25 protein-coding genes are annotated in these 23,074 nt (G+C 43.5%); 20 read left to right on the forward strand and 5 right to left on the reverse strand.

The window, feature by feature from the left end:
* Positions 1-8 precede the first annotated feature (8 nt).
* The 6 genes from flhA to motD are packed head-to-tail and all read left to right on the forward strand — an operon-like array spanning position 9 to position 6,593.
* Positions 9-2,054, forward strand: coding sequence for a flagellar biosynthesis protein FlhA (gene flhA / locus QZ942_RS11750; RefSeq protein ID WP_292995837.1), 2,046 nt, complete (start codon positions 9-11; stop codon positions 2,052-2,054).
* Positions 2,051-3,340, forward strand: coding sequence for a flagellar biosynthesis protein FlhF (gene flhF, locus QZ942_RS11755; protein WP_292995791.1), 1,290 nt, complete (start codon positions 2,051-2,053; stop codon positions 3,338-3,340). Before flhA ends, flhF begins: the two co-directional genes overlap by 4 nt.
* The gene (locus tag QZ942_RS11760; protein ID WP_292995793.1) at positions 3,333-4,229 is read left to right on the forward strand and encodes an AAA family ATPase; all 897 of its coding nucleotides are present in this window, start codon (positions 3,333-3,335) and stop codon (positions 4,227-4,229) included. Before flhF ends, QZ942_RS11760 begins: the two co-directional genes overlap by 8 nt.
* A gap of 6 nt (positions 4,230-4,235) precedes the next feature.
* On the forward strand, positions 4,236-4,952 hold the full coding sequence (locus QZ942_RS11765; protein WP_292995795.1) for an RNA polymerase sigma factor FliA: 717 nt from the start codon (positions 4,236-4,238) through the stop codon (positions 4,950-4,952).
* 41 nt (positions 4,953-4,993) lie between these two features.
* On the forward strand, positions 4,994-5,752 hold the full coding sequence (locus QZ942_RS11770; RefSeq protein WP_292995797.1) for a flagellar motor protein: 759 nt from the start codon (positions 4,994-4,996) through the stop codon (positions 5,750-5,752).
* Positions 5,753-5,798: 46 nt separating this feature from the next.
* The gene (motD, locus tag QZ942_RS11775; RefSeq protein ID WP_292995799.1) at positions 5,799-6,593 is read left to right on the forward strand and encodes a flagellar motor protein MotD; all 795 of its coding nucleotides are present in this window, start codon (positions 5,799-5,801) and stop codon (positions 6,591-6,593) included.
* Between the two features lie 8 nt (positions 6,594-6,601).
* On the opposite strand, the gene QZ942_RS11780 is transcribed toward motD, so the two are convergent.
* Together QZ942_RS11780 and flgM are read right to left on the reverse strand one after the other, a co-directional pair.
* Positions 6,602-7,057, reverse strand: a complete 456-nt coding sequence (locus QZ942_RS11780; RefSeq protein ID WP_292995801.1) for a flagella synthesis protein FlgN — start codon at positions 7,055-7,057, stop codon at positions 6,602-6,604.
* Entirely contained in the window at positions 7,057-7,362 is a 306-nt protein-coding gene (gene flgM, locus QZ942_RS11785; RefSeq protein WP_292995803.1) for a flagellar biosynthesis anti-sigma factor FlgM, read from the reverse strand. The genes QZ942_RS11780 and flgM overlap by 1 nt, the downstream gene beginning before the upstream one ends.
* 294 nt (positions 7,363-7,656) lie before the next feature.
* Here flgM and QZ942_RS11790 point away from each other — a divergent pair, with 294 nt between their 5' ends.
* The 13 genes from QZ942_RS11790 to QZ942_RS11850 all read left to right on the forward strand — a co-directional run bounded on the left by QZ942_RS11790 (position 7,657) and on the right by QZ942_RS11850 (position 20,511).
* On the forward strand, positions 7,657-8,403 hold the full coding sequence (locus QZ942_RS11790; protein WP_292995805.1) for an EI24 domain-containing protein: 747 nt from the start codon (positions 7,657-7,659) through the stop codon (positions 8,401-8,403).
* A 53-nt stretch (positions 8,404-8,456) separates the two neighbouring features.
* Positions 8,457-9,281 (forward strand): DUF3025 domain-containing protein, encoded by an 825-nt coding sequence (locus QZ942_RS11795; protein WP_292995807.1) that lies wholly within the window; start codon positions 8,457-8,459, stop codon positions 9,279-9,281.
* 53 nt (positions 9,282-9,334) lie between these two features.
* Complete coding sequence (locus tag QZ942_RS11800) at positions 9,335-9,790, forward strand: rhodanese-like domain-containing protein (RefSeq protein ID WP_292995809.1); 456 nt, start codon at positions 9,335-9,337, stop codon at positions 9,788-9,790.
* A gap of 156 nt (positions 9,791-9,946) precedes the next feature.
* Complete coding sequence (gene ndk / locus QZ942_RS11805) at positions 9,947-10,372, forward strand: nucleoside-diphosphate kinase (protein WP_292995811.1); 426 nt, start codon at positions 9,947-9,949, stop codon at positions 10,370-10,372.
* A 21-nt stretch (positions 10,373-10,393) separates the two neighbouring features.
* Positions 10,394-11,497, forward strand: a complete 1,104-nt coding sequence (gene rlmN / locus QZ942_RS11810; protein ID WP_292995813.1) for a 23S rRNA (adenine(2503)-C(2))-methyltransferase RlmN — start codon at positions 10,394-10,396, stop codon at positions 11,495-11,497.
* A complete protein-coding gene (gene pilW, locus QZ942_RS11815) occupies positions 11,494-12,279 on the forward strand; it encodes a type IV pilus biogenesis/stability protein PilW (protein WP_292995815.1) in 786 nt (261 codons plus the stop codon). Before rlmN ends, pilW begins: the two co-directional genes overlap by 4 nt.
* A complete protein-coding gene (locus QZ942_RS11820; protein WP_292995817.1) occupies positions 12,279-13,508 on the forward strand; it encodes a RodZ domain-containing protein in 1,230 nt (409 codons plus the stop codon). Before pilW ends, QZ942_RS11820 begins: the two co-directional genes overlap by 1 nt.
* A 40-nt stretch (positions 13,509-13,548) precedes the next feature.
* Positions 13,549-14,787 (forward strand): flavodoxin-dependent (E)-4-hydroxy-3-methylbut-2-enyl-diphosphate synthase, encoded by a 1,239-nt coding sequence (ispG, locus tag QZ942_RS11825; protein WP_292995819.1) that lies wholly within the window; start codon positions 13,549-13,551, stop codon positions 14,785-14,787.
* Positions 14,787-16,055 carry a histidine--tRNA ligase gene (gene hisS / locus QZ942_RS11830; RefSeq protein WP_292995821.1) on the forward strand — a complete coding sequence of 423 codons (1,269 nt, stop codon included), beginning with the start codon at positions 14,787-14,789 and terminating at the stop codon, positions 16,053-16,055. Before ispG ends, hisS begins: the two co-directional genes overlap by 1 nt.
* An 86-nt stretch (positions 16,056-16,141) precedes the next feature.
* Entirely contained in the window at positions 16,142-16,780 is a 639-nt protein-coding gene (locus QZ942_RS11835) for a tetratricopeptide repeat protein (RefSeq protein ID WP_292995823.1), read from the forward strand.
* 61 nt (positions 16,781-16,841) lie between these two features.
* Entirely contained in the window at positions 16,842-18,017 is a 1,176-nt protein-coding gene (gene bamB / locus QZ942_RS11840) for an outer membrane protein assembly factor BamB (protein WP_292995839.1), read from the forward strand.
* Positions 18,018-18,131: 114 nt separating this feature from the next.
* Positions 18,132-19,529, forward strand: a complete 1,398-nt coding sequence (der, locus tag QZ942_RS11845) for a ribosome biogenesis GTPase Der (protein WP_292995825.1) — start codon at positions 18,132-18,134, stop codon at positions 19,527-19,529.
* 349 nt (positions 19,530-19,878) lie between these two features.
* A complete protein-coding gene (locus tag QZ942_RS11850; RefSeq protein WP_292995827.1) occupies positions 19,879-20,511 on the forward strand; it encodes a DUF4145 domain-containing protein in 633 nt (210 codons plus the stop codon).
* 236 nt (positions 20,512-20,747) lie between these two features.
* Here the strand turns inward: QZ942_RS11850 and QZ942_RS11855 are convergent, their stop codons facing one another.
* The 3 genes from QZ942_RS11855 to QZ942_RS11865 are packed head-to-tail and all read right to left on the reverse strand — an operon-like array spanning position 20,748 to position 22,363.
* On the reverse strand, positions 20,748-20,900 hold the full coding sequence (locus QZ942_RS11855) for a hypothetical protein (RefSeq protein ID WP_292995829.1): 153 nt from the start codon (positions 20,898-20,900) through the stop codon (positions 20,748-20,750).
* A 52-nt stretch (positions 20,901-20,952) separates the two neighbouring features.
* Positions 20,953-21,282 carry a translocation/assembly module TamB domain-containing protein gene (locus QZ942_RS11860; protein WP_292995831.1) on the reverse strand — a complete coding sequence of 110 codons (330 nt, stop codon included), beginning with the start codon at positions 21,280-21,282 and terminating at the stop codon, positions 20,953-20,955.
* A gap of 37 nt (positions 21,283-21,319) precedes the next feature.
* On the reverse strand, positions 21,320-22,363 hold the full coding sequence (locus QZ942_RS11865) for a hypothetical protein (RefSeq protein WP_292995833.1): 1,044 nt from the start codon (positions 22,361-22,363) through the stop codon (positions 21,320-21,322).
* 121 nt (positions 22,364-22,484) lie between these two features.
* Between QZ942_RS11865 and rpsT the strand changes: the two genes are divergently transcribed.
* Positions 22,485-22,748: a 30S ribosomal protein S20 gene (gene rpsT / locus QZ942_RS11870; protein ID WP_292995835.1), complete on the forward strand. Its 264-nt coding sequence runs from the start codon at positions 22,485-22,487 to the stop codon at positions 22,746-22,748.
* The last annotated feature ends 326 nt before the right edge of the window (positions 22,749-23,074 follow it).

The following is a 23,074-nucleotide window of genomic DNA, read 5'->3' on the forward strand; positions in this document are numbered from 1 at the left end:
TAACAGACATCAATAATCTCAAGACCCTTGCCGGTCCGATACTGATTATTATGATTCTGGCTATGATGGTGTTGCCATTGCCGCCATTCATACTGGATTTTCTATTTACCTTCAATATTGCAATATCCATTATTGTACTTATGGTGAGTCTTTACACCAAGAATCCGCTTGATTTTGCAGTATTCCCTACAATACTTTTGATCACAACTTTATTAAGGTTATCGCTCAATATCGCTTCAACTCGGGTGGTATTGCTGGAGGGGCATACGGGACCTGACGCAGCCGGTAAAGTGATCGAAGCTTTCGGACATTTTCTGGTTGGAGGTAATTATACCGTTGGTTTAATTGTATTTATTATTCTGGTCATTATCAATTTTGTGGTGATCACCAAAGGTGCCGGACGTATCGCGGAAGTCAGTGCGCGTTTTACACTTGATGCGATGCCGGGTAAGCAAATGGCCATTGACGCCGATTTGAATGCAGGATTGATTGGCGAAGATGAAGCTCGCAAGCGTCGATCTGATATTTCGCAAGAGGCTGATTTTTATGGATCGATGGATGGTGCCAGTAAGTTTGTACGGGGAGATGCCATTGCGGGCATACTGATTATGCTCATTACTATTATCGGTGGATTGCTTGTCGGTGTACTGCAGCATGATTTGGAATTAGGCGCAGCAGCCAAGCAGTATACGATGTTGACCATTGGTGATGGTTTGGTTGGGCAAATTCCCGCACTGATTATTTCAACAGCAGCTGGTTTAGTTGTGAGTCGTGTGACCACCGATGAAGATCTGGGTGAGCAAGTCCTAAGTCAATTATTTAATCAACCGCAAGTATTAGTGATAACGGCTTGCATTATGGGCATCATGGGCTTGGTACCTGGCATGCCGAATTTTGTATTCTTGTTTATTGCTTCTATTTTAGGGGCGATAGCTTATTTAAAGATAAAAAATACAGTTGCTCCAACCATCGAGTCGATTGCTCCAGAAATACCTTCCATAGAGAAAGTAGATGCGAGCTGGAATGATGTGACACCCATTGATACGCTGGGTTTAGAAGTCGGTTATCGATTGATTCCTCTGGTAGACAAAGCGCAGCAGGGGGATTTGTTAAAAAGAATAAATGGCATACGTAGAAAATTTGCGCAAGAAATCGGCTTCTTACCACCGGTGATACACATCCGGGATAACCTAGAGCTGCGGCCAAATGCCTATCGCATCACCCTAAAGGGTTCGGTAATCGGTCAGGGGGAATCTTATTCCGGTATGTATCTGGCGATCAATCCGGGACGCGTCACGATGCAGTTACCTGGCACGGTAACCAGTGATCCGGCGTTTGGACTTCCCGCTGTATGGATTGAGGCTACTTTGCGTGAACAGGCACAGATCAATGGTTACACCGTTGTCGATGCCAGTACTGTCGTAACTACGCATATCAACCATTTAATTAATTCGCATGCTGCCGAGTTATTGGGCAGACAGGAGCTACAGAAACTCCTTGATCATCTCAGTGTGCAATTTCCGAAGCTTATTGAAGATCTGGTTCCGAAATTATTGCCGCTATCGACAGTACAGAAAGTCTTGCACAATTTATTGGAAGAGAGTGTACATGTCCGGGATATGCGTACCATCATCGATGTACTGACTGAGCATGCAACACAAACACAAGATGCTATCGAATTAACCGCGATTGTCAGGGCAGCTTTAGGTCGTGCAATCGTGGATCAGTTTTTCCCCGCAGGTGCAGAGGTTCAAGTCATGAGCTTACATCATGAATTGGAAAATATACTTATCCAAGTGATGCAGTCTGGTGGTGTTCAAGGTACCGGAATTGAACCCGGGCTTGCCGATACGTTGTTAAAAGAAGCACGTAGCGCAGCGCTACAACAAGAAAAACTTGGATTGCCTATTGTATTACTGGTGCCAGGTGCTATCCGTTTCTTACTGGCAAAATTCTTACGCCGTGCATTACCTCAGTTGAGAGTGCTTTCTCATTCAGAAATTCCGGATTCACGAAAAATCAAAATCACTTCCCTTGTTGGGGGTAACAAATGAAAGTAAAACGCTATATCGCTTCCACATCACGAGAAGCATTACGTCAAGTTAAAGAAGAACTTGGAGTTGATGCCGTCATTTTATCAAACAGAAAAACCAGGGACGGTGTTGAAATCATGGCGCTGGCGGATTCTGAGATGTCAGATCTGGTGCATACCCAGACGCCGTCAACTTTGACATCGAATGGTATTGCTCATTACGGGAAAAATATAGAGCCGAGTGGGGCTGAATCCTATTCAGCGCTACTGTCTTTAGCCAGTGAGCCAGTAGAAATCCTGAAAGCATCGAATGATGTGATGTCCGCATCATTGGCCCGTGACATTATTGCTGAGATACAGGCGATGAAAAATACACTGGAAGATCAACTGGCTTCTGTCGCGTGGGGAAACTTCACACAGCGTAGGCCAGAAAAAGTAAAACTGTTGCGCACCTTGTTAGATACGGGTTTTAGCCCGTTGCTGTCACGCCGGTTAGTCGACAGGCTACCCGCAGATCTTGATTATGAACAGAGCCTGAAACAGGCAATGTCCGCATTGGCTTTTAATCTGCGCACAGTTGCCAATGATGACATCGTTGAAAAAGGTGGTGTTTATGCACTGATCGGTCCTACAGGTGTTGGCAAGACCACGACCACTGCAAAACTGGCAGCGCGTTGTGTAATTCGGCATGGCGCAGACAAAGTCGCGTTGCTGACTACTGATAGTTACCGTATCGGCGGCCATGAGCAACTAAGAATCTATGGGCAATTATTGGGTATTCCTGTTCGTAACATCAAAGATACCGAAGATTTGCAGTTAACCCTGTCGGAGCTGAAAAACAAACATATGGTGTTGATCGATACGGTGGGCATGAGTCAGCGTGATCAAATGGTTGCGGAGCAGATTGCGATGTTGAGTAACTGTGGCGCAGATGTAAAACGCATGCTTATTTTGAGTGCCGCATCGAATGGAAAAACTCTGGATGAGGTGATTTCTGCTCACCAGAAGAGCGGTATTTACGGTTGTATTATTACAAAAGTCGATGAAGCCGCCAGTTTAGGCGTAGTTTTGGATGTTGTCATACGCAGAAAATTACTGCTGCATTATGTCGCTAACGGACAAAAGGTTCCAGAAGATATTCATGCCGCTAATCCACGCTATTTGTTACACCGTATTTTTAAATCGACCCCGGGTGAATCCGCTTTTACTTTGCGGGATGCAGAGTTCGCTTTAATTATGGCAACTAAGAATGGTGGAGCGCCATCACAATCAGAGGAAAAATCATTGGCAGGATTTACCTATGACTAGATTGATTCTACACGATCAGGCGGCAGGGCTACGTAATATGACATTATTCCAAGAGACTGATTCAGCTCGTGTTTTCACAATTGCAGGGGGAGCAGCACGGATTGGAAAAACCAGTGTTGTGGTGAATCTTGCTACGGCATTAGCGCAGAATGGTCAACGTGTGTTATTGATTGACGAGAATCCCTGCCATAACAGCATTTGTACGAGTTTAGGCCTACAGGCACGCTTTGATTTGCTTCACGTGATCCATAAAGATAAAAGGCTGGATCAAGTGCTTTTACAAGGCCCGGAAAATATCATCATACTATCTGCCATGCGCGGTATTCATGCATTAAACAAGTTGAATCCACTTGAGCAAGATTGGCTCATTAAAAGTTTTGCAGAGCTTACCGGGTCTGTTGATATTGTGCTGATTGATACCGCAATGACCGGTACAACCCATGTCCTGCCTTTAAGTCTAGCTTCGGAACAAGTCATGATCGTGATTTCTGGCTCAGCCGCATCCCTTACGGGAGCGTATGTGCTGATTAAAATCATGAGCCAGGAGTATAGCAAGCAGCATTTCCTTATTCTTGTGAATAAAGTTGATTCAGAAACAGAATCGCTGTCTATTTACCAGAATCTATACAAAGTGGCGCGTCAATATTTGTCAGTAACTCTGGAATATATTGGCTATATCCAAAGTGATGAAAAATTACGTAGTTCAACGCAATTATGCAAGCCGGTGCTTGAAGCATTCCCGGCTTCGCAAGCTGCACTGTGTTTTAAACATCTGGCTCGGAATGTTTTGCGCTCTTCATGCCCGGATAAATATAACGGGGGAATCGATAATTTCATGCAGCGATTGATTCGGACAAGCCATCTTAGCATGGCAAATTTTATGGTGTGATTGACTATGTATACTGCGACTGGAACTAAAGCAATTGATAAAGAACAGTTTATAACTGAATTTACGCCATTGGTAAAACGTATCGCCTATCACATGATGACTCGATTGCCAGCGAGTGTACAGGTCGATGATCTTATTCAAGCGGGGATGATTGGTTTGCTTGATGCAATCAATCGCTATGAAGGCTCGTATGGCAGGCAGTTTGAGAGTTATGCAGCGCAGCGCATACGCGGCTCTATCTTGGATGAATTGCGTGAAGCAGATTGGCTGCCGCGCAGCATACGAAAAAAAATGCGGCGTATTGAAGCTGCAGTTAGTTTGTTAGAGCAACGTAAAGGCTGCGCGCCCAGCGAACAAGATCTGGCTGAGGAGTTGGATATGTCCCTTGATGAATATCATGAGACTTTGCAAAGTGCACGAGGCGCTCAATTAATTTATTACGAAGATTTCCAGCAGGATGATGAAGAGCCATTTTTGGATCGCTTATTCATCAATTCTGAAGGCGATCCTTTAAATGTACTGCTGGATGAGAATTTCCGGAATCAACTAATTGCTGCTATTGATAATCTTCCTCCCCGGGAAAAACAGGTAATGGGGATGCATTACGAACAAGAAATGAATTTAAGAGAAATCGGCGAAGTACTTGGTGTGAGTGAATCCCGGGTTTGTCAGCTGCATACGCAAGCTGTCGCACGTTTGCGCAGCCGTTTAAGAAATCTTTGAGATGTATGCTAATTATCCAGTGTCATTAAATGGATTCTGTGATGAATAAAAAATCAAAGATGGATTTAAATAGTGTTGTCGGTATTTTGTTGGCTTTTATTGCAATAATTGGCGGGCAGATTCTCGAGGGCGGTCACGTTGGTTCTTTGCTGCAAGTTGCAGCTTTTTTGATTGTCATGGGCGGTACGGTTGGAGCAGTTTTGCTACAAAGCCCAGTAAAAATTTTCCTCAATGGAGTCAAAATGAGTGCGTGGGTATTTTTCCCGCCAATCAATTCTCCGCAAACTTTAATTAAACAGATTATCAATTGGGCTCATATATCACGCAAAGAAGGATTATTGGCGCTTGAAACGCAAGTGCCGGTTGTAAAGGATCCTTTGACAAGAAAAGGATTGCAGCTGCTTGCTGATGGAAGTACGCCGGAGAAATTACGTGAAGTTATGGAGATTGATATCTTGGCTTTTGAGGCGCACCAACGTCAATCTGCCCGGATCTGGGAAGCGGCTGGCGGTTATGCACCGACGATCGGTATATTAGGTGCTGTGCTGGGCTTGATTCATGTTATGGAGAACTTATCGGATCCAGAGCTTTTAGGGAATGGTATTGCGGTCGCCTTTGTTGCAACTATCTACGGTGTTGGATTAGCCAATCTGATTTTCTTGCCAATAGCAAATAAGTTAAAAAGTATTATTAATGAGCATGTGGTCATGCAGGAAATACTGGTTGATGGGTTTGTTGCTATCGCCAATGGTGAGAATCCCCGGCTAATAGAAAACCGTTTGAAAGGTTATTTTGTTTAAATTGAGCATGCAATATCCGGTTATCAAATTATTTTTTGAGTAATCCATGTTAAAAAAAAGAAAGCAAAAGAATGAGGAGCACGCGGATAATCATGAGCGTTGGCTTGTTTCATATGCTGATTTCATTACGCTGTTATTTGCTTTTTTCATTGTAATGTACGCAGTTTCATCGGTTAACGAGGGCAAGTATCGTGTTTTAAGCTCTTCATTGGTCAGTGCATTTAAAAACGACAACCCATCCAATCTTACGCTTCCACTGGCTACGGAATTTTCTCCTATCAGTATCCAGCAATCAAATCAAGCAGACTCAATCAAGCTGATTGATGATCTAAGTTTTCAGAAAACAAAGAAGCAAGAAAAAATGAAAAGCATGGCAAAAAATATTCTCCATGCGTTGGAGCCCTTAGTAAAGGATGGGCAGGTGCGAGTAACACAAAGTTCTTTAGGGATCACTGTCGAAATCAATGCCAGTGTTCTTTTTTCACCAGGACAAGCTAAGCTTGCAGATAATTCAAGTTTGACATTACAAGCAGTGGCTCATGTTATCAAGGGACACGAGCATGAGATTCATGTCGAAGGGCATACGGATAATTTACCCATTCAGACAGAAAACTTTCCATCAAACTGGGAATTATCTTCCGCACGTGCAAGTAGTGTGATCAGGTTATTCATAGAAAATGGCGTTGAGGCGCATCGTCTTACAGCAATAGGCTATGGCGAAAATAGGCCCATAGAAACTAATGAGACACCTGAAGGTAGAAAAAGAAATCGACGGGTAACAGTTATGATTTTGTCAACGGACCCTGATAAAGTAACTGAAATTCCAATTGTTGAGTATTAGAACGAAATTCAAATATAAGTTTGACCTTTGGGGCCATATAAGGAAACATTTCCTGCTGCACAATGTAATGCGGAAAAGGCGTGTTGATTATGTTGTAGTTGAGTTGAGATAATCAAGCCGTTTGAATGATTAAGTTGTTGCGCTGTTTTTGCCAGATCTAATAATTCATTCCATAAAGTTTTTACTTCAGACTGACCAGAATGCTGTTCGGCCAGCCAAGCATTGATGCTGCTTTTCTCCAAAGGAAGCCCTTGCTTCTGTAAATATTCATTACGATGATCGTCGAGCTTTATCAACTCTTCAATTAAACGTGATTTATCGGAGGCAAGGTAATCTAATTTTTCTATTTTTCCTTCAACGAGTACACATTCTTCTTTTTTTAGAATTTCAATAAATGCACGTAAGGTGTTTCTTTCAGTTTCTAGTTCTCTCATAAAATATACGAGATGCTGAGAAGAAGTCATCAAATAGCACCTTTTTTAGACTCTATCAATTCTTTAACTGTTTCAAGCAACCGATCGGCGACAACCCCCGGGTTTATTTGAAAATTTCCTTCACTGATAGCTTGCTTGATTTCCTGAACACGTGCCGTGTTGACAATCGAACCGCTAGCAGAGCTGCTGTCTATATTTTGCAGTTTCGCAACATTCGAGCTTAAATGCACATTATTTTCTTGGCCTGCATTTGGATTCGGTGTGATATCAGCGCGTCTTTTTCCATCACTGACAGAAACAGTCGACACTGGCTGTAAAGATTTATCTATTTTCATTTTTATACCTCATAACAAATTTCATTGAGTACTTATCGTCATCTTGATTAGGAACTTTAGTATTCAAGTCTATTTTGTTGGAATGCTGGAAAATTAAAGTAAACAGTTTTAAGTATTACATATTTAAGACTATTACGGTGATAGTCAAAAAGAAATTCAGTATTATTTTCGGTTCATAAAATAGGCTTTGCCTTGCTGGCTTAATATACTGTTAAAACGAGATGCCTAGTAAATCATGCTGATATCATAGATAATTGCCGTCCTTAGCCTATATATCATTTACTGGCAATTTAAATGTCTTTTATTATTAAAGCAACTGCAAGCGCATTTCGCGATCTGATGCGTCTAAAGATCGCATGGATTATCATTTGGCCAATTTTAGTTTCGATACTGTTCTGGCTCATTATCGGTTTCATTTTTCAAAATAGTTTTTCTGAGATGATACTTTTGGTGTTGAATGAGATTGGTATCGGTGAATGGCTGCAAAATATGGAATCTGGGTGGATTACTTCTGCTATTCAAAGCATGATCCACATAATTTTGTTCATCCCGCTCGTGATAATAACCACTTTGCTGATTACAACTATCTTTATAATGCCGGCGCTCGTCAAGCTGGTTGCTAAACGTTCTTTTCCTGAACTTAAACGCGAGTATGGTGGTACCCTGGGCGGCAGTATCATTAATGCAATACTTGCCAGCGGTATTTTTATACTGCTCTGGGTCATCACAATGCCATTGTGGGCAGTTGGGGCAGGAATTATTGTTCCTTTTGTAGCAGCAGCTTTTATGAACCAGCAGTTGTTTCGATATGACGCGTTATCTGAACATGCCAGTAAACAAGAAATTAAGACAATTTGCGCATCAAACAGATACTCACTATGGGGATTAGGTTTGTTGACAGGACTATTTCAATTTATACCGATACTCAATCTACTGGCTCCGATATTTACAGCGCTTGCATTTATTCACTTTGGTTTGGAGCATTTAAAACTATTGCGTGCAGAGAATGTGAAAAGCGATTTGCTTATTAATGACCATTAATTGCTCACGCATATTTTTATCAACATATCCTTTAGCTATGCTCTAAACCAAGCATGAACGTACATGATTGGAATCCAAATTTTGTGAATCTTTCACCTATGTTTGAGCCGTTTTTGCATTTGGAAAAGTATTTTGCAAATTGTGCATTTTGGCCTGAGCATTCTCACTTAAATAAACTAGTACTGCCGCGAAATCAACAAGTTCTGACTCAATCTGAGAAGCAAATTTGCTTTGTACCTCAGGGTATTGGGAAGCAATGTTTTGAGCAAAGCTATGAATCGAGAATTTATCTAACTGGCCAAATACAAACAAGGGTTAAGAACTGGCATGATTTTTTTAACGCCTTGGTATGGCATACATTCCCGCGAGCAAAATCGGCACTTAATCAGCTGCATTATCAGGCTCAATTATTTGAATCAGAAAACAAGATTAAACAACGCTGTGCGCTAAGGGATGCAGCAACGCTTTTTGATGAATCGGGCGTGATCGTTGTGAGTAGCGAGAAAACATTAACTCAACTACTAAGCGATTTTGAATGGAAGGAACTGTTTTGGCGACAACGTAAGGGAATGCTGTCATCAATGCGGTTTTTTGTTTTTGGTCATGGATTGTATGAGAAAGCTTTGAATCCTTATGTTGGTATGACGGGTAAAGGAATTATTTTCAATGTTAAAGAAGCATTCTTTACTCAGACTTTGTTAAAGCAATTGCATTTAATCGATTCAATATTAGAGTCTTTTTTATTACAAGATTTATCATCAAGTTCTGATATGACGCCTATTCCACTCTTGGGCTATCCAGGTTGGATTGAAGATAATAATTGTGAAATATATTATGAAAATAAGAAATATTTCCGAGATCGCCATAAATCTGATTAAGTATCGTGAGAATTACAGTTTGATTTTGAATAATCCTATATCGGGAATTAAGAATGAAATTAAGTGATACGATACTGGTGAATGCAATGAGTAGAATTTTATTTCTGCTGCTGATTTTGTTATTCTGCTTTGTGAATACGTCAAAAGCCGATAATCCGGCACCAGAGAAAATTGAAGGTGCTCGCACAATAAGTACTGTAACAGCGAAATTATTATTCGACAAAGGTTATCACTTTATCGATGTCAGGGGGCTTGATGATTTTAAAATTGGACATATTCCGGGTGCCTATCACCTTTCAATCAAAAGCGATTTCGACGAGCAAAATTTAAGTGCCATTGTAAAAAAGACCCAGCCTGTTGTTATTTACTGTAACGGCATTTTATGTATGGGCAGTTCAATTGCGATCAAAGAAGCAATTGATTGGGGTTGGTCAAATATTTTCTACTACCGTGAAGGTATTAGAGATTGGAAACAGCAGGGCTATTCAGTTCGCTCGATCAATCCATAGTGAGTGGTGCACAATTTGTAAAATATCGAGTTGCTTTATTAATACTATCTAGCAAAATAATTTGTCTTTAACACAATACGGTATGTTTTTACGAATTGTCGATGTGTTTTCTTGTTAAAATGTAACGTTTAATTTATTAATTTATTGGAGTATTTAATGGCAATTGAAAGAACGCTATCCATTATTAAACCGGATGCTGTTGCAAAAAATGTAATTGGACAGATTTATTCACGCTTTGAATCAAATGGTTTGAAAATTATTGCAGCTCGCATGATGCATTTATCACAATCTGAAGCAGAGCAGTTTTACGCAGTGCATCGCACACGTCCTTTTTTTGGAGATCTGGTTAAATTCATGACATCCGGTCCTGTCATGGTGCAAGTACTGGAAGGAGATGAAGCCATTAAAAAGAATCGAGATTTAATGGGCGCAACAGATCCAAAAAAAGCAGAAAAAGGAACTATCCGTGCTGATTTTGCGGATAGTATTGATGCCAATGCAGTTCATGGCTCAGATGCACCAGAAACTGCTGCGGCAGAGATTGCTTGTTTCTTTTCCACACTAAGTATTTATTCCCGCTAAAGATCATATAGTTTCTATATAGTGACAATCAATCTGTTAAATTATGATAGTAAAGGCCTAGTGGATTTTTGCGCTGGAATTGGTGAAAAACCTTTTCGTGCAAAGCAACTGCTGCGCTGGATTCATCAATATAGTACTGCCGATTTTGATGCGATGAGTGATCTGGCTAAAGGCTTGCGTGAGAAACTTGCAGTGCAAGCGGTCATCGAATTACCACAGGTTATCACTGACTATGTGGCGATAGATGGAACGCGTAAATGGTTGCTAGCAGTTGGTGCGGGTAATGGTATCGAGACTGTTTTTATACCGGAGGCGAATCGTGGCACTTTATGTGTTTCAAGCCAAGTTGGGTGTGCTTTAGCATGCACTTTCTGTTCTACGGGCAAACAAGGTTTTAATCGTAATTTAACAGTTGCCGAGATTATTGGGCAGTTGTGGATTGCAAACAAGACACTGCAATCGGATCTGAGCGATAATACTTCAGCCCGTGCAAATAGAGCTGTTACCAATGTGGTAATGATGGGCATGGGTGAGCCGTTGGCCAATTTTGATAATGTTATTACCGCGCTGGATTTGATGCTGGATGACCATGCTTATGGACTTTCGCGGCGGCGTGTTACGGTGAGTACTTCGGGGTTGGTGCCCGCGATTGATCGGTTACGTGAACGTTGTCCGGTTGCTCTGGCCATATCTTTACACGCACCGAATGATGCTTTACGCGATCAGCTGGTGCCGATTAATAAAAAATATCCGATTAAGGAGTTATTGGCTGCCTGCCAGAGATATTTGCTGGCAGCGCCTCGAGATTTTATAACTTTTGAGTATGTGATGTTGGCGGGTGTTAATGACAGTATTGCGCACGCACGTGAACTTGTAGCGTTGGTGCACGATACACCCTGTAAATTTAATTTGATTCCGTTCAATTCGTTTCCGGGATCTGATTTTAAGCGTTCTAAAGCAGAAACTGTGCGTGTTTTTCGTGATGTGTTAATGCAAGCCGGGCTTGTTACGACGGTTAGAAAAACCCGCGGTGATGATATAGCAGCCGCTTGTGGCCAGCTCGCAGGTCAGGTAAAGGATAAAACGCGTCGCACAGCTGGTGTGAGGATAGAGGCGATTCAGTGAAAAAAAGTCTGTCAATTTCTTTTCTTTTGATGCATTTTGTAGGGCTAGGTGGTTGCGTGCAGCAACCGATAGACAATGGGATGTCGGTTCAAGCCAATGCAGAACGGGCGTTTCAGAGTGCAAAAATTCACACAGAATTGGCTGCGGAATATTTTCATCGAGGGCAATTGGATGTCGCGCTAGAAGAAGTCACTGAAGCCTTAAAGGCCCAATCGGATTATGCGCTTGCATATAATGTACTGGGGCTGATTAATATGACTTTAAATGAAAACAGCAAAGCGTTGGATAATTTTGAACAAGCAATCCGAAAGGCACCTAAAAACCCTGAGATACACAATAATTATGGATGGTTCTTATGTCAGCGCTTTCCTCAACGTATGGACCAAGCCATTAATCATTTTATGACAGCCGCCATAGATCCACTTTATTCAACGCCGGAAATGTCATATGTCAATGCGGGAATCTGTGAAATTAAGCGCCAGAAATACAGCGAAGGACAAATATTTTTCCAGAAGGCGTTATCTATCCAGCCTAATTATTCACCTGCATTGATTGGATTGATTGATGCTGATTTTCAACGTGGTAATTTAACCGATGCACAATCGAAGCTCGCTCTGTTTCAGAAAAATAATTCACTAACGCCTGAGAGTCTGATATTGGCGATAAAAATCGAGCAAGCAATGGATAATCAACTGGCTGTTGATAGTTATATCTTTCAGCTGCAAAAGCATTTCCCTGAGTCCAAAGAAGCAGTTGCGATTCGTGAAGGAAAAATTAGATAATGAATACGATGAACGAGAAAAACAGCAACGATGACCAGCTTCCTGAAGATATTAAATCCAACAATATTAATTTAAATGCCGGAACGGAAGGTCATATACTGCATAATGACACTGAGAAAATTCAGCGAGATCAAGCAACGAGCGACAATATACTCAAGATAGAAAAAAGCGAAATGGAATCTTTGTCTGCCATACAGATTATTGATTCAGACATAGTTTCTCCCAATCTGGATAATCATCAGAACGAGCAAATCGAGGGTAATAGCAATCAGAATAATATGTATACTCACATTGATCATAAACCGGCAAAAAATGAATTAAATGACATTGATTCTGCGAGCGTTGTCCAAAGTGTTGGGCATTTATTGCGCAAAGCCAGAGTGATGAAAGGCATGAGCGTCGAAGATGTATCTCGGCAATTACGCCTCTCGGTGTTACAGATCGAAGCGATTGAGAAAGAAAATTATGAAAAACTACCGGGACGCACTTTTTTACGAGGCTTTATTCGTAATTATGCTAATCTGGTCCAGTTAGACCCGATTCCTTTATTGCAATTGCTTCCTGAATCTACTCCGGTGATATCGACCTATGAGCGTACGCCATTTAAGAATAAACAAATATCGTTTTCTTCAAACCGGGAAAACTCAGGCAACAATCGATTAACAATTGTTATCGTATTATTTACTATCATTGCGGGTGCTTATTTTATTTTTGCGAATGATATCTGGATTAAAACGCCTGAAGCCGATTCTGTCAGTAATGTGGCAAAATTTGAATCGGGAACAGCCTCTGTAGAAATTCAGTTGCCCTTGTCGGGAACTACAAAAACTACAATCAGTTCTCAAGCCAATCAGCAATTAACAACCAGTGATCGAATTAATAGCGAGAAAATTTCAGAAGCGGAATCGGATACAAAAGCTGAAACTATTCCAGCAAAAAACAAGCCCATCATTCAGAGAAGCGAGAAATCAACTGCAATGCCAAGTGATTCAGGTAATTTATATTTTAAATTGACTGGGGATTCATGGATTAAAGTAGTCGATGGCTCAGGCGCTTCTTTGTTCGAACAGCTCAAGAAGAACGGGAGTGAACAAGTTATCACGGGGAAAAGGCCATTATCGATTGTTATAGGCAATGCAGCGGCAGTTAATCTCACCTATAATGACAAAGTAATTGATATGGCTTCTTATAAGCGACAGGACGGAACTGCACGGTTTACGCTTGAATAAAGTCGCCAGTAATCATTTTTGATCTCAATACAGTTAAATTATGCCTGAAAATAGTACGTTTACAAATCGCCGGTCTAGTGTAGGTGTCCGGGTTGGTACGGTGATGCTGGGTGGCGGTGCGCCGGTCGTAGTGCAGTCAATGACCAATACGGATACGGTTGACAAAACTGCTACAGCCGAACAGGTTGCACAGTTGGCGCGCGCTGGATCTGAATTGGTTCGCATCACTGTCAATTCAATGGAAGCAGCAAGCGCGGTAGCGGAAATTCGTGCACGCCTGGATGATATGGGATGCCATGTGCCTCTGGTAGGCGATTTCCATTTCAATGGTCATAAACTACTGACCAGTTATCCTGAATGTGCGAAGGCTTTGGCAAAATTTCGTATCAACCCGGGAAATGTCGGTCAAGGTAAAAAACGCGATGAGCAATTTACCACTTTGATCGAAACAGCTTGTAAGTATGATAAGCCGGTACGAATTGGTGTCAACTGGGGAAGTCTGGATCCGGAAATGCTGGCGCGTATCATGGATGAAAATGCGGCTTCCAGCAATCCACAAGACGCCAAATATGTAATGCGGGAAGCATTAATCACATCAGCACTGGAAAGTGCTGCCAGGGCCGAGGAAATTGGCCTTAACCGCAATAAAATTGTCTTGTCTTGTAAAGTGAGCGGTGTGCAAGATTTGATCATGGTTTACCGCGATCTGGCTGCACGCTGTGACTATGCGCTGCATCTGGGATTGACAGAAGCCGGTATGGGATCTAAGGGGATCGTGGCATCGACAGCTGCATTGGCAATACTCCTGCAAGAGGGAATTGGAGACACAATCCGTATTTCATTAACACCCGAACCGGGTGGGACCCGTTCGCGCGAGGTGATTGTCGCGCAAGAAATTCTGCAAACCATGGGATTACGTGCGTTCGTGCCATTGGTGGCTGCTTGTCCGGGTTGCGGTCGTACTACCAGCACTTATTTTCAGGAACTGGCGGAGAGTATTCAAGCGTACGTACGTGACGAAATGGTCGTGTGGCGTGAGCAATATGATGGTGTTGAAAATATGTCGCTGGCTGTCATGGGTTGTGTTGTCAATGGTCCCGGTGAAAGCAAACATGCAAATATAGGAATCAGCTTGCCGGGTTCCGGTGAGAATCCGGTAGCGCCGGTGTTTGTAGATGGGCAAAAAACAGTGACGTTAAAAGGCGGTAATATTGCCAACGAATTCCGTCAGATCGTCGATAAATATGTTAGCGAAAAGTATCCGAGAAAAGCTGTCTGATGACTATTGGCGTTAAAGCAATTCGCGGGATGAATGATATTCTCCCGGATGAATCCTATCTTTGGGCATATTTTGAACAGACGGTGCAACAATGGCTCGCTGCCTATGGCTACCGGAATATCCGGACACCCATTGTCGAACAAACCGATTTATTCATCCGTTCCATTGGTGAGGTGACTGATATCGTTGAAAAAGAGATGTATACTTTCATTGATCATCTCAACAATGACAGTCTGACTTTGCGGCCTGAAGGCACAGCATCGTGTGTGCGAGCCGTCATCGAACATAATCTGTTATATGCTGGTCCGCAAAGACTCTATTATTCCGGTCCGATGTTCAGGCATGAGCGGCCGCAAAAAGGTCGTTACCGGCAATTTCATCAGGTTGGTGTCGAAGCATTAGGTTTTGCGGGACCGGATATTGATGCGGAATTGATCGTCATGTGTTCACGCTTGTGGGATTTACTGGGAATCTCGGGCTTGCGTCTTGAAATCAGTACATTGGGAAATGCTGAATCCCGTGCGTTGCATCGCGCTCGCCTGATCAAATACTTTGAGCAGCATCGTGATGGCTTGGATGAAGATTCATTAAGGCGTTTGCATACCAATCCACTGCGCATACTCGACAGCAAAAATCCAAAAATGCAGGAGATCATCGAGAGTGCGCCAAAATTAATTGATGATCTGGACGTTGAATCATGCATCCATTTTGAGTCATTGCAGCATATACTGCGTGAGCAAGGTATTAATTTTGAGATTAATTTACGCTTGGTAAGAGGACTTGACTACTATAACCGCACGGTATTTGAATGGGTAACCGATAAGCTAGGCGCGCAAGGGACTGTTTGTGCGGGCGGAAGATACGATGGTTTGCTGGAACAAGTCGGAGGAAAATCCGCTCCAGCGTGTGGCTTTGCAATGGGTATAGAGCGACTGCTAGCGTTGATGCAGGAATGCGGAAAGGAGATCACGCAACCTGTACCTGATATTTACATCGTTCATCATGGCGAACAAGTGATCGATTATGCTTGGAAATGTGCTGAATCGCTTCGCGATGAAGGATTTAACGTCGTATTACATTGCGGGGGTGGCAGTTTTAAATCTCAGATGAAGAAAGCGGATGCTACAGGTGCCTGTTACGCAATGATTATTGGCGATGATGAAGTTAATGCGCAGGAAGTAACTATCAAACCGCTACGCGAGTCCATCGAGCAAGCCAGCATTAAATTAGATAGGGTCACTGACTTAATTAGGAAAAAACCTTCGTAGCATCCTATTTCGATATTTTCACGGTAAATTGCAATCTTTAGTCAATTCGGTGTTCATATCATTTAGCATTTATTCAGGAAGATATAATGGCAACTTATAGTTTTGAAGAACGGGAAAAAATGGATGGGTTCAAGGCTTGGTGGGACAGGTTTGGTACCGCGATCACTGTTGTCTTAACAGTTATTCTTGTAACGATTGGCGGCATGCAACTCTGGAAGTATTATCAACAACAACAGGCACACCAGGCCGCCGATTTATATAACCTGGTGCGGCAAGTTCAATCGTCAAATGACCCAGCAAAAATTAATGATGCGGCTCAACTGCTCACAGCTGGATTTTCATCCAGCGGCTATGCGCCTCGTGCCGCGTTGATTGCGGCACAAGCCGATGTGCAGGCAAGCAACAATAAACGTGCGATACAGAACCTGCAATGGATTATCGATCATGCGAAAGAAACAGAGTTGCGCGATCTGGCGCGCTTAAGAGTGTCTGGTATTTTGCTGGATGAGGGAAAATACGACGAAGCATTGCGGTTTTTGAATGCTGGATATGGGGAATCCTTTGCGGGGTTATATTGGGATCGTAAAGGTGACATTCAGGTGGCGGCAAAGAAAATTTCTGAAGCACGGCTGAGTTATCAAACCGCTATCGATAAACTAAGCAAAAATAACAATTATTACAATATTGTTCAAATGAAATTGGATGGGTTAGGCGATTCTGATTAACTATCAAGAAGTGACTTTTCTGTTGAATTTCGCCAGATCCTGGCGGTTATTGCGATATTGGATGCTATCCGTCCTGTTGCTTTCAGGATGTGGCAGCACGATGAATCCCCTTGATATGCCTATCATTGAATCGATGAGTACGAAGCTATCCGATATATTAGTCAAGGAAGAAGTCATCGTCTATGAAAAAGAAGAGCTCGATGCTTTAAAGGCGGCTGATCCGATTCCTTTAATATGGAAAGATAAAGTCAGTGAGAATCATATCGCCTCCTTTTATACCGCTTATGACAATGGCGCAGTATACACAGCTGATGAAGAAGGAAAACTGACCAAGTATGACGCGGCAAGCGGAAAAGAGCTATGGCAAGTTAAAACGAAAAATAAGTTTTCTGCAGGCGTTGGTGTTGGTGAAGGATTGATTCTGATTGGAACATTTAAAGGCGAACTACTTGCATATAACGAATCCGGGCATACGTTATGGCAAGCGTCAGTCACCAGTGAAATTCTCAGTACACCGCAAGTACAAAATAATATCGTAGTTGTGCGTACTGTCGATGGCCGGATATTTGGGCTCGATGCCATTGATGGAAAGCGTAAATGGGTGTACCAGGGCGCAACGCCTTCGTTAACTGTGCGGAGTACTGCTGGAATAACGATTTCACATGGCGCTGTGTTTGCCGGTTTCCCTGGCGGGAAAATGGTGGCAATGAGTTTGTTTAATGGCAATATTGGCTGGGAAGTCGCCGTCTCACAACCCCGCGGTGTTACTGAACTGGAACGCATGACGGATATTACCAGCGCACCGGTGGTTAACAATCGATTCGTCTGCGCAGCTGCATACCAGGGACGTGTTGCCTGTTTTGCGATTAATGACGGCGCGCAAATCTGGGCGCGTGAATCCTCCAGCAGTGCCGGATTGACTATGGACAATGACTATGTGTATGTGACTGAAGAAAAAGGTGTCGTTGCCGCCTATGAACTGCTCAGCGGTGCCAGCATGTGGAAACAAAGCCGGTTAGGTAGTAAGAAGCTGACGAGACCTATCATCAAAGGGCAATATATTGTGGTGGGGGATGACCAAGGCTATGTCAATTTATTGCGGAATTATGATGGTGCCTTGATAGCGCGTTCGGCCACCGATGGCAGTATTATTCCGAACTCGGCTAGTTTATTGCCTGACGGGTTTGTAGTGCAAACAGCAAAGGGTGGTGTTTACGCTTTTAATACGCAATTCTAGCAGTTCTTGTAAGTCTTTCTGAATCTTAACGATTCATCTGGGCTCTGGTAACACGGATATGAACCCTTTCCATTTAATGACACCTGGCGTGTACGGCACTGGCAGTAAAAAATCATGAAACCCACACTTGTTTTAGTCGGTCGTCCGAATGTTGGCAAATCAACCTTATTTAATCGCCTCACCCGCACCCGCGATGCCATCGTTGCTGATATCCCCGGTCTGACACGGGATCGTCATTACGGTCAAGGCAGAATAGGGGACAAACCCTATCTGGTGATGGATACCGGTGGCTTCGAGCCGGTTGTTAAAGAAGGCATCTTGCACGCGATGGCCAAGCAAACGTTGCAGGCGATTGACGAAGCGGACAGAGTACTGTTTATTGTGGATGGCCGGCAAGGCGTAACAGCCCATGACAAAATTATTGCCGAGCAACTGCGCAAATCCGGGCAAAAAATTCTGCTGGTCGTGAATAAAACGGAAGGTATGGCGACAGCCGTCGTTACCGCTGAATTTTATGAGCTAGGTCTGGGTGATCCTTGCGCGGTGTCAGCGATCCATGGCGACAATATCAAGGAGCTGGCTGATTATGCGTTAGCGGATTTTCCAGATGTCGAAGAAGAACCGTCCGAGAGCAAGTATCCAAAAATTGCGATCGTCGGCCGTCCCAACGTCGGGAAATCGACACTCATCAACACGTTATTGGGTGAAGAACGAGTGATCGCATTTGATCAACCGGGAACGACACGCGACAGTATTTATATCGATTTTGCGCATAAGGACAAACACTACACATTGATCGACACGGCGGGTCTACGGCGCCGTGGTCATGTGTTTGAAACCATCGAGAAATTCTCCGTTATCAAAACCTTGCAAGCTATCGAAGATGCCAATGTTGCGGTACTGATATTGGATGCAAAAAATGAGATTTCCGATCAGGACGCGCATATTGCCGGATTTATACTGGAAACAGGGCGCGCGCTGGTCATCGCGGTGAACAAGTGGGATGGCCTGGATGAATACCAGCGCGACACGATTAAACGCGAATTGGCGCGAAAATTGGCTTTTCTGAGCTTTGCGCAATTGCACTATATTTCTGCACTTCACGGCAGCGGTATGAAAAATCTGCTGCCTTCCATTGATCAAGCCTATGCGGCTGCCATGGCCGATTTATCAACACCTAAATTGACCCGTGCATTGATCGCGGCGATCGAAAAACATCCGCCGCCACGCGGCGGCATGTCGCGCCCCAAAATGCGCTATGCGCATCAGGGCGGCTCCAATCCGCCGCTAATCATCGTGCATGGCACCATGCTAAACCATGTGCCTGAAACCTACCGGCGCTATCTGGAAAATACTTTCCGTGAAGTTTTTAAACTGAAGGGCACGCCGTTGCGCGTTGATTTTAAAGTCGGACACAACCCCTATGCCGACAAAAAGCCTGCACCGCTTACTGAAGCTGAAGCGAAGCGAGCGCATAGCCGACGGCGGCGTAATCGGAAGAAATATGGTTAAGCTGACAGCCTGAGTCGCGCAGTTTATTAAAATGAAGGCTATGTCATAGGTAGTTAGTGGTGGTTATGTAACCTCAATGAATTTGAGGAAAAATATCAATTATTGGTTAATAACTTGCGTTTATTTGCAGTAACCAACATTTAGCCTAAAAACCTCTGATATGTGACAATACTTTCAGCCAATTTTAGCTATTTTATTAAAGTCTGACCTGACTGGTGATGCTATGCATCTTTCAAAAATCCTTAATCTATGCGATTCTTGGGTGATTTAAGTGACCTCAACTGAGGATCTAGGATTAACGATAACATGGCCGTTCTTCATTGACAGACACCTTTTTTGGGGTGATTGAGTGTTAATCGAATGTGACGAATGCAAAGCAAGAGTTGATGCTGAAGTTATAGCATCCCATGAGCATGAGGTATTTGCGCTTTGGAATGCCCGCACGTACCTTCTGAAGTGTCCCTCATGCAATTCGGCACTTATCGGCCAAACCGAAGAAAGCATGCGTGATAGAAAGCTGTTCTGGCCGGACGTCACAAGGGTCTTCCCAAATCCAAGGCGACTACTTGATTCCGGTATTCCGGATATCGTAAAAAAGTCCATGGATGAGGCGGAGAGATGCATACAGGCAGGAGCATTCTTTGCGGCTACCGCGATGTGTGGCCGCGCGCTTGAAGCCATCTGCAGGCACTTTTCAACCAAAGACACATACCTTGGTGCGGGTCTCAAAGAACTGCGCGACAAAGGAATTATTGACGCTCGGCTTTTTGAGTGGGGCGAGGAGTTGAGAGATCAGCGGAATTACGCAGCGCACGCTACCGACGAAGATATTTCCGGGCAAGATGCCAGTGATGTACTGACGTTTACCTATGCAATTATTGATTACGTATTCCTTCTGACACTCAAATTCGACCAGTTTCAGAAACGCAAGGTGGCGCGCGCTAAGAAAATGTCAGAAGGCAAGAAGGTTGAAAATAAGTGAAGGCACACCTGCCATTTGCTGGAGACCGCGGCCTGTCAGGGCCGTTGCCTGAGCTCCAAAATAGTGTCAGTTCTATAATAAAGAACTCCTACTAGCGAAGAATAACCCCAATCGCCGTTTTTGGTCCTTGGCTTGCGTTGCGATCGTCGAATAAAGGCTTTGTAATCGGTCACTCTTGCTGCTTTGATATATTTAAGCCGTCTTTTTCCTTATCAATTCCACTCATTTTCTCTTGATCACGACCGGATTTCTTTTTGCGAAAAAAAGCGCTCAATTGGATAATCATCCTGCCGGAATTTCCCCACCTGATACATCAGGCTCTCGCTGAAAATCGCATTGATATGCTGGAAAGAAGAATGACCGATCTGGTCATCGAAGAGAGGTGCCAAAAATACCTGCTGGTACACAGCGCAATCTCATCATGAGTACAGAAAATTAGTTCTAATCAAATTGAAATGTATAAAAGAGATCAATTGCGCTATCTTCGTCTGTCTGTGTCACAACGGTTGGCTTGGGAGTCAGATTGTAAGTCAGCTTCGTGATTCCCATGGTGGTTGTCGCCAGACTGCGCTCATAACTTAAATAAACACGCGATGAAATACGTTTTCCGACCACACCGATCTGTCCACTCAGCGAACTGCCGATTCCTGCTTGTTTGAATGAAATTTCGTCCGCACCTAATGCCTTAGTAATCTGTTCCGTAATTCCGGTACCGGATTGATACTGACTAGCATCGGGTATTGATTTGAATTTTTCATACGGTGTTTTCATGTTCTTGTAGTGGTATTTCTTGCGCTCTTTTCTCTTGTCATCCGTGATTGTTTGCGGGGAAGAAGCACGGGTGATGAAAGTTGACGTAAGGGTTAAGATATTCAGTACAGAAGGCATTGACCAAACTGGCGCAGTATTGCGGAATATGCGCATGGCCAAAATGCTTACGCACCACTGATGCGTTCTTGGATGCTGCCAGTGCATTATCGTTGGAATGCCGGGGCCGTGACTTGGTGAACTCAGCCAGCAATTTCTCCAGCAGTTTCGCGACCTTGTAATTGATATACTCCGAGCCGTTATCCGAATGAAATCCGAGTATGATAAACGGAAACCCATCCAATAACTGCCGGATGACCGGTAGCAAATAAGCCTCACTGATCTTCTCGCAAGTGGCGACGAACTGCATCTGCGTCACACAGTCCACCGCGTTGATGTGATACACGCCTTTGACGCCATCCTGGTCGCCTTGATGCACACTGTCGATACGGATATAGCCTGGGATACCATTCGGTTGCGGGGCGCGGCGTTTGCCGATGGGAATCCCAGTTGGGTTTGTCTTGGTCCAATGCCGTCGTTTGTTCTGGTACTGCTTGTTCCCACGCAGGTTGTACAGGTGAGAAACCGATATGTCGGGCAGACGCTCAAAGCGCACATCATCAAATACTTGAAACGCACGCTCCATGAGCTTCTTGGTGGCAGGCCCGGACAGTGTGTTATGCAGCACATCCATCTCGGCCAGAAAGGCTACGTCCGCCACTGTGTAACGGCGAGTGAAGCCGTTTTTTGGGGCAACACGCTGCGGGTGTTTAGATAGCTTTCCATCCTTGCGGTATTGTCGTACCAATCGTGTCACTTGCTGCCGTGACAGCCCAGTCATGCGCTCGATATATCGCAGCAATACACCTTTTTCTACCCGGCCATGCGAGGCGTAGCCAAACCGCTTGAACACACGCTCGATAAACTGATTACGCTCTCCCTTGGAAACTCGAAATGTAACCTCCGATGTCCCGTCCAGAAATGCCTTGATCTGCGACAAGGTCTTTAACTTCGCTTCTTCCATATTGATCCCCATGCTTCGCATAATGACCGATTCAGCAATTCAATTTCAGACTCATTCCATATTGGAAGAGGCTGGTTATTGCAATCTGGTAGAAAAAAAAGTATTATCAAGCCTTTTTCATTTGTAGGGGTATAAGTGGGTTATGGCTAACAGTGCACAAGCAAGAAAGCGAGCAAGACAAGCCGATAAACGGAGAGAATATAACGTTAGTTTACGATCAAAGTTGCGTACGGCTATTAAATTTGTAAGAAAAGCGATAGGATCAGGAGATAAAGAAGTAGCTAAAAATGCATTTAATAGTTCTATAGGGACTGTTGATTCGATTGCCGATAAGGGTATCATTCATAAAAATAAGGCCGCACGCTACAAAAGTCGATTGTCTGCCGCGATTAAAATAATGAGTTAGCTAATAAAAGAATTGTAGAAGTCGCGTTGAAAAGCTTAAAAGAATAAAAAAAGAAAATCGTTTTCATCTTAGTCATTCTCTAGCTCAAAAACCTTGACAGCGAGTATTTGACTAAGTAGCCTATAAAAAGCTGTCCGCGGTTTTGAAATGAGGTTAGGGAAGAGCGTACGGAGTAGTTGTGGTTGTAAGTAATGAAACATGCGTCATAGGACAAGAAGAAGCTTGACGAGAGAAGTAAAAAAATTTTGGAAAAACAAAGGAGAGAGAGATGGTTGCCAAGCTATGGCTGAGGATAGTTACGGTAATGTTGGGAGTGCTACTGATAG

This window comes from Nitrosomonas sp. (genome assembly GCF_021731985.1).
Classification (GTDB): domain Bacteria; phylum Pseudomonadota; class Gammaproteobacteria; order Burkholderiales; family Nitrosomonadaceae; genus Nitrosomonas.

What these genes read in the sequence shown, in the direction of transcription:
- flhF (WP_292995791.1), top strand. Translation starts at nt 2,051, where the DNA reads ATGAAAGTAAAACGCTATATCGCTTCCACATCACGAGAAGCATTACGT.
- QZ942_RS11760 (WP_292995793.1), top strand. Translation starts at nt 3,333, where the DNA reads ATGACTAGATTGATTCTACACGATCAGGCGGCAGGGCTACGTAATATG.
- QZ942_RS11765 (WP_292995795.1), top strand. Translation starts at nt 4,236, where the DNA reads ATGTATACTGCGACTGGAACTAAAGCAATTGATAAAGAACAGTTTATA.
- QZ942_RS11770 (WP_292995797.1), top strand. Translation starts at nt 4,994, where the DNA reads ATGAATAAAAAATCAAAGATGGATTTAAATAGTGTTGTCGGTATTTTG.
- motD (WP_292995799.1), top strand. Translation starts at nt 5,799, where the DNA reads ATGTTAAAAAAAAGAAAGCAAAAGAATGAGGAGCACGCGGATAATCAT.
- QZ942_RS11780 (WP_292995801.1), bottom strand. Translation starts at nt 7,057, where the DNA reads ATGACTTCTTCTCAGCATCTCGTATATTTTATGAGAGAACTAGAAACT.
- flgM (WP_292995803.1), bottom strand. Translation starts at nt 7,362, where the DNA reads ATGAAAATAGATAAATCTTTACAGCCAGTGTCGACTGTTTCTGTCAGT.
- QZ942_RS11790 (WP_292995805.1), top strand. Translation starts at nt 7,657, where the DNA reads ATGTCTTTTATTATTAAAGCAACTGCAAGCGCATTTCGCGATCTGATG.
- QZ942_RS11795 (WP_292995807.1), top strand. Translation starts at nt 8,457, where the DNA reads ATGAACGTACATGATTGGAATCCAAATTTTGTGAATCTTTCACCTATG.
- QZ942_RS11800 (WP_292995809.1), top strand. Translation starts at nt 9,335, where the DNA reads ATGAAATTAAGTGATACGATACTGGTGAATGCAATGAGTAGAATTTTA.
- ndk (WP_292995811.1), top strand. Translation starts at nt 9,947, where the DNA reads ATGGCAATTGAAAGAACGCTATCCATTATTAAACCGGATGCTGTTGCA.
- QZ942_RS11820 (WP_292995817.1), top strand. Translation starts at nt 12,279, where the DNA reads ATGAATACGATGAACGAGAAAAACAGCAACGATGACCAGCTTCCTGAA.
- ispG (WP_292995819.1), top strand. Translation starts at nt 13,549, where the DNA reads ATGCCTGAAAATAGTACGTTTACAAATCGCCGGTCTAGTGTAGGTGTC.
- hisS (WP_292995821.1), top strand. Translation starts at nt 14,787, where the DNA reads ATGACTATTGGCGTTAAAGCAATTCGCGGGATGAATGATATTCTCCCG.
- QZ942_RS11835 (WP_292995823.1), top strand. Translation starts at nt 16,142, where the DNA reads ATGGCAACTTATAGTTTTGAAGAACGGGAAAAAATGGATGGGTTCAAG.
- bamB (WP_292995839.1), top strand. Translation starts at nt 16,842, where the DNA reads ATGCTATCCGTCCTGTTGCTTTCAGGATGTGGCAGCACGATGAATCCC.
- der (WP_292995825.1), top strand. Translation starts at nt 18,132, where the DNA reads ATGAAACCCACACTTGTTTTAGTCGGTCGTCCGAATGTTGGCAAATCA.
- QZ942_RS11860 (WP_292995831.1), bottom strand. Translation starts at nt 21,282, where the DNA reads ATGAAAACACCGTATGAAAAATTCAAATCAATACCCGATGCTAGTCAG.
- QZ942_RS11865 (WP_292995833.1), bottom strand. Translation starts at nt 22,363, where the DNA reads ATGCGAAGCATGGGGATCAATATGGAAGAAGCGAAGTTAAAGACCTTG.
- rpsT (WP_292995835.1), top strand. Translation starts at nt 22,485, where the DNA reads ATGGCTAACAGTGCACAAGCAAGAAAGCGAGCAAGACAAGCCGATAAA.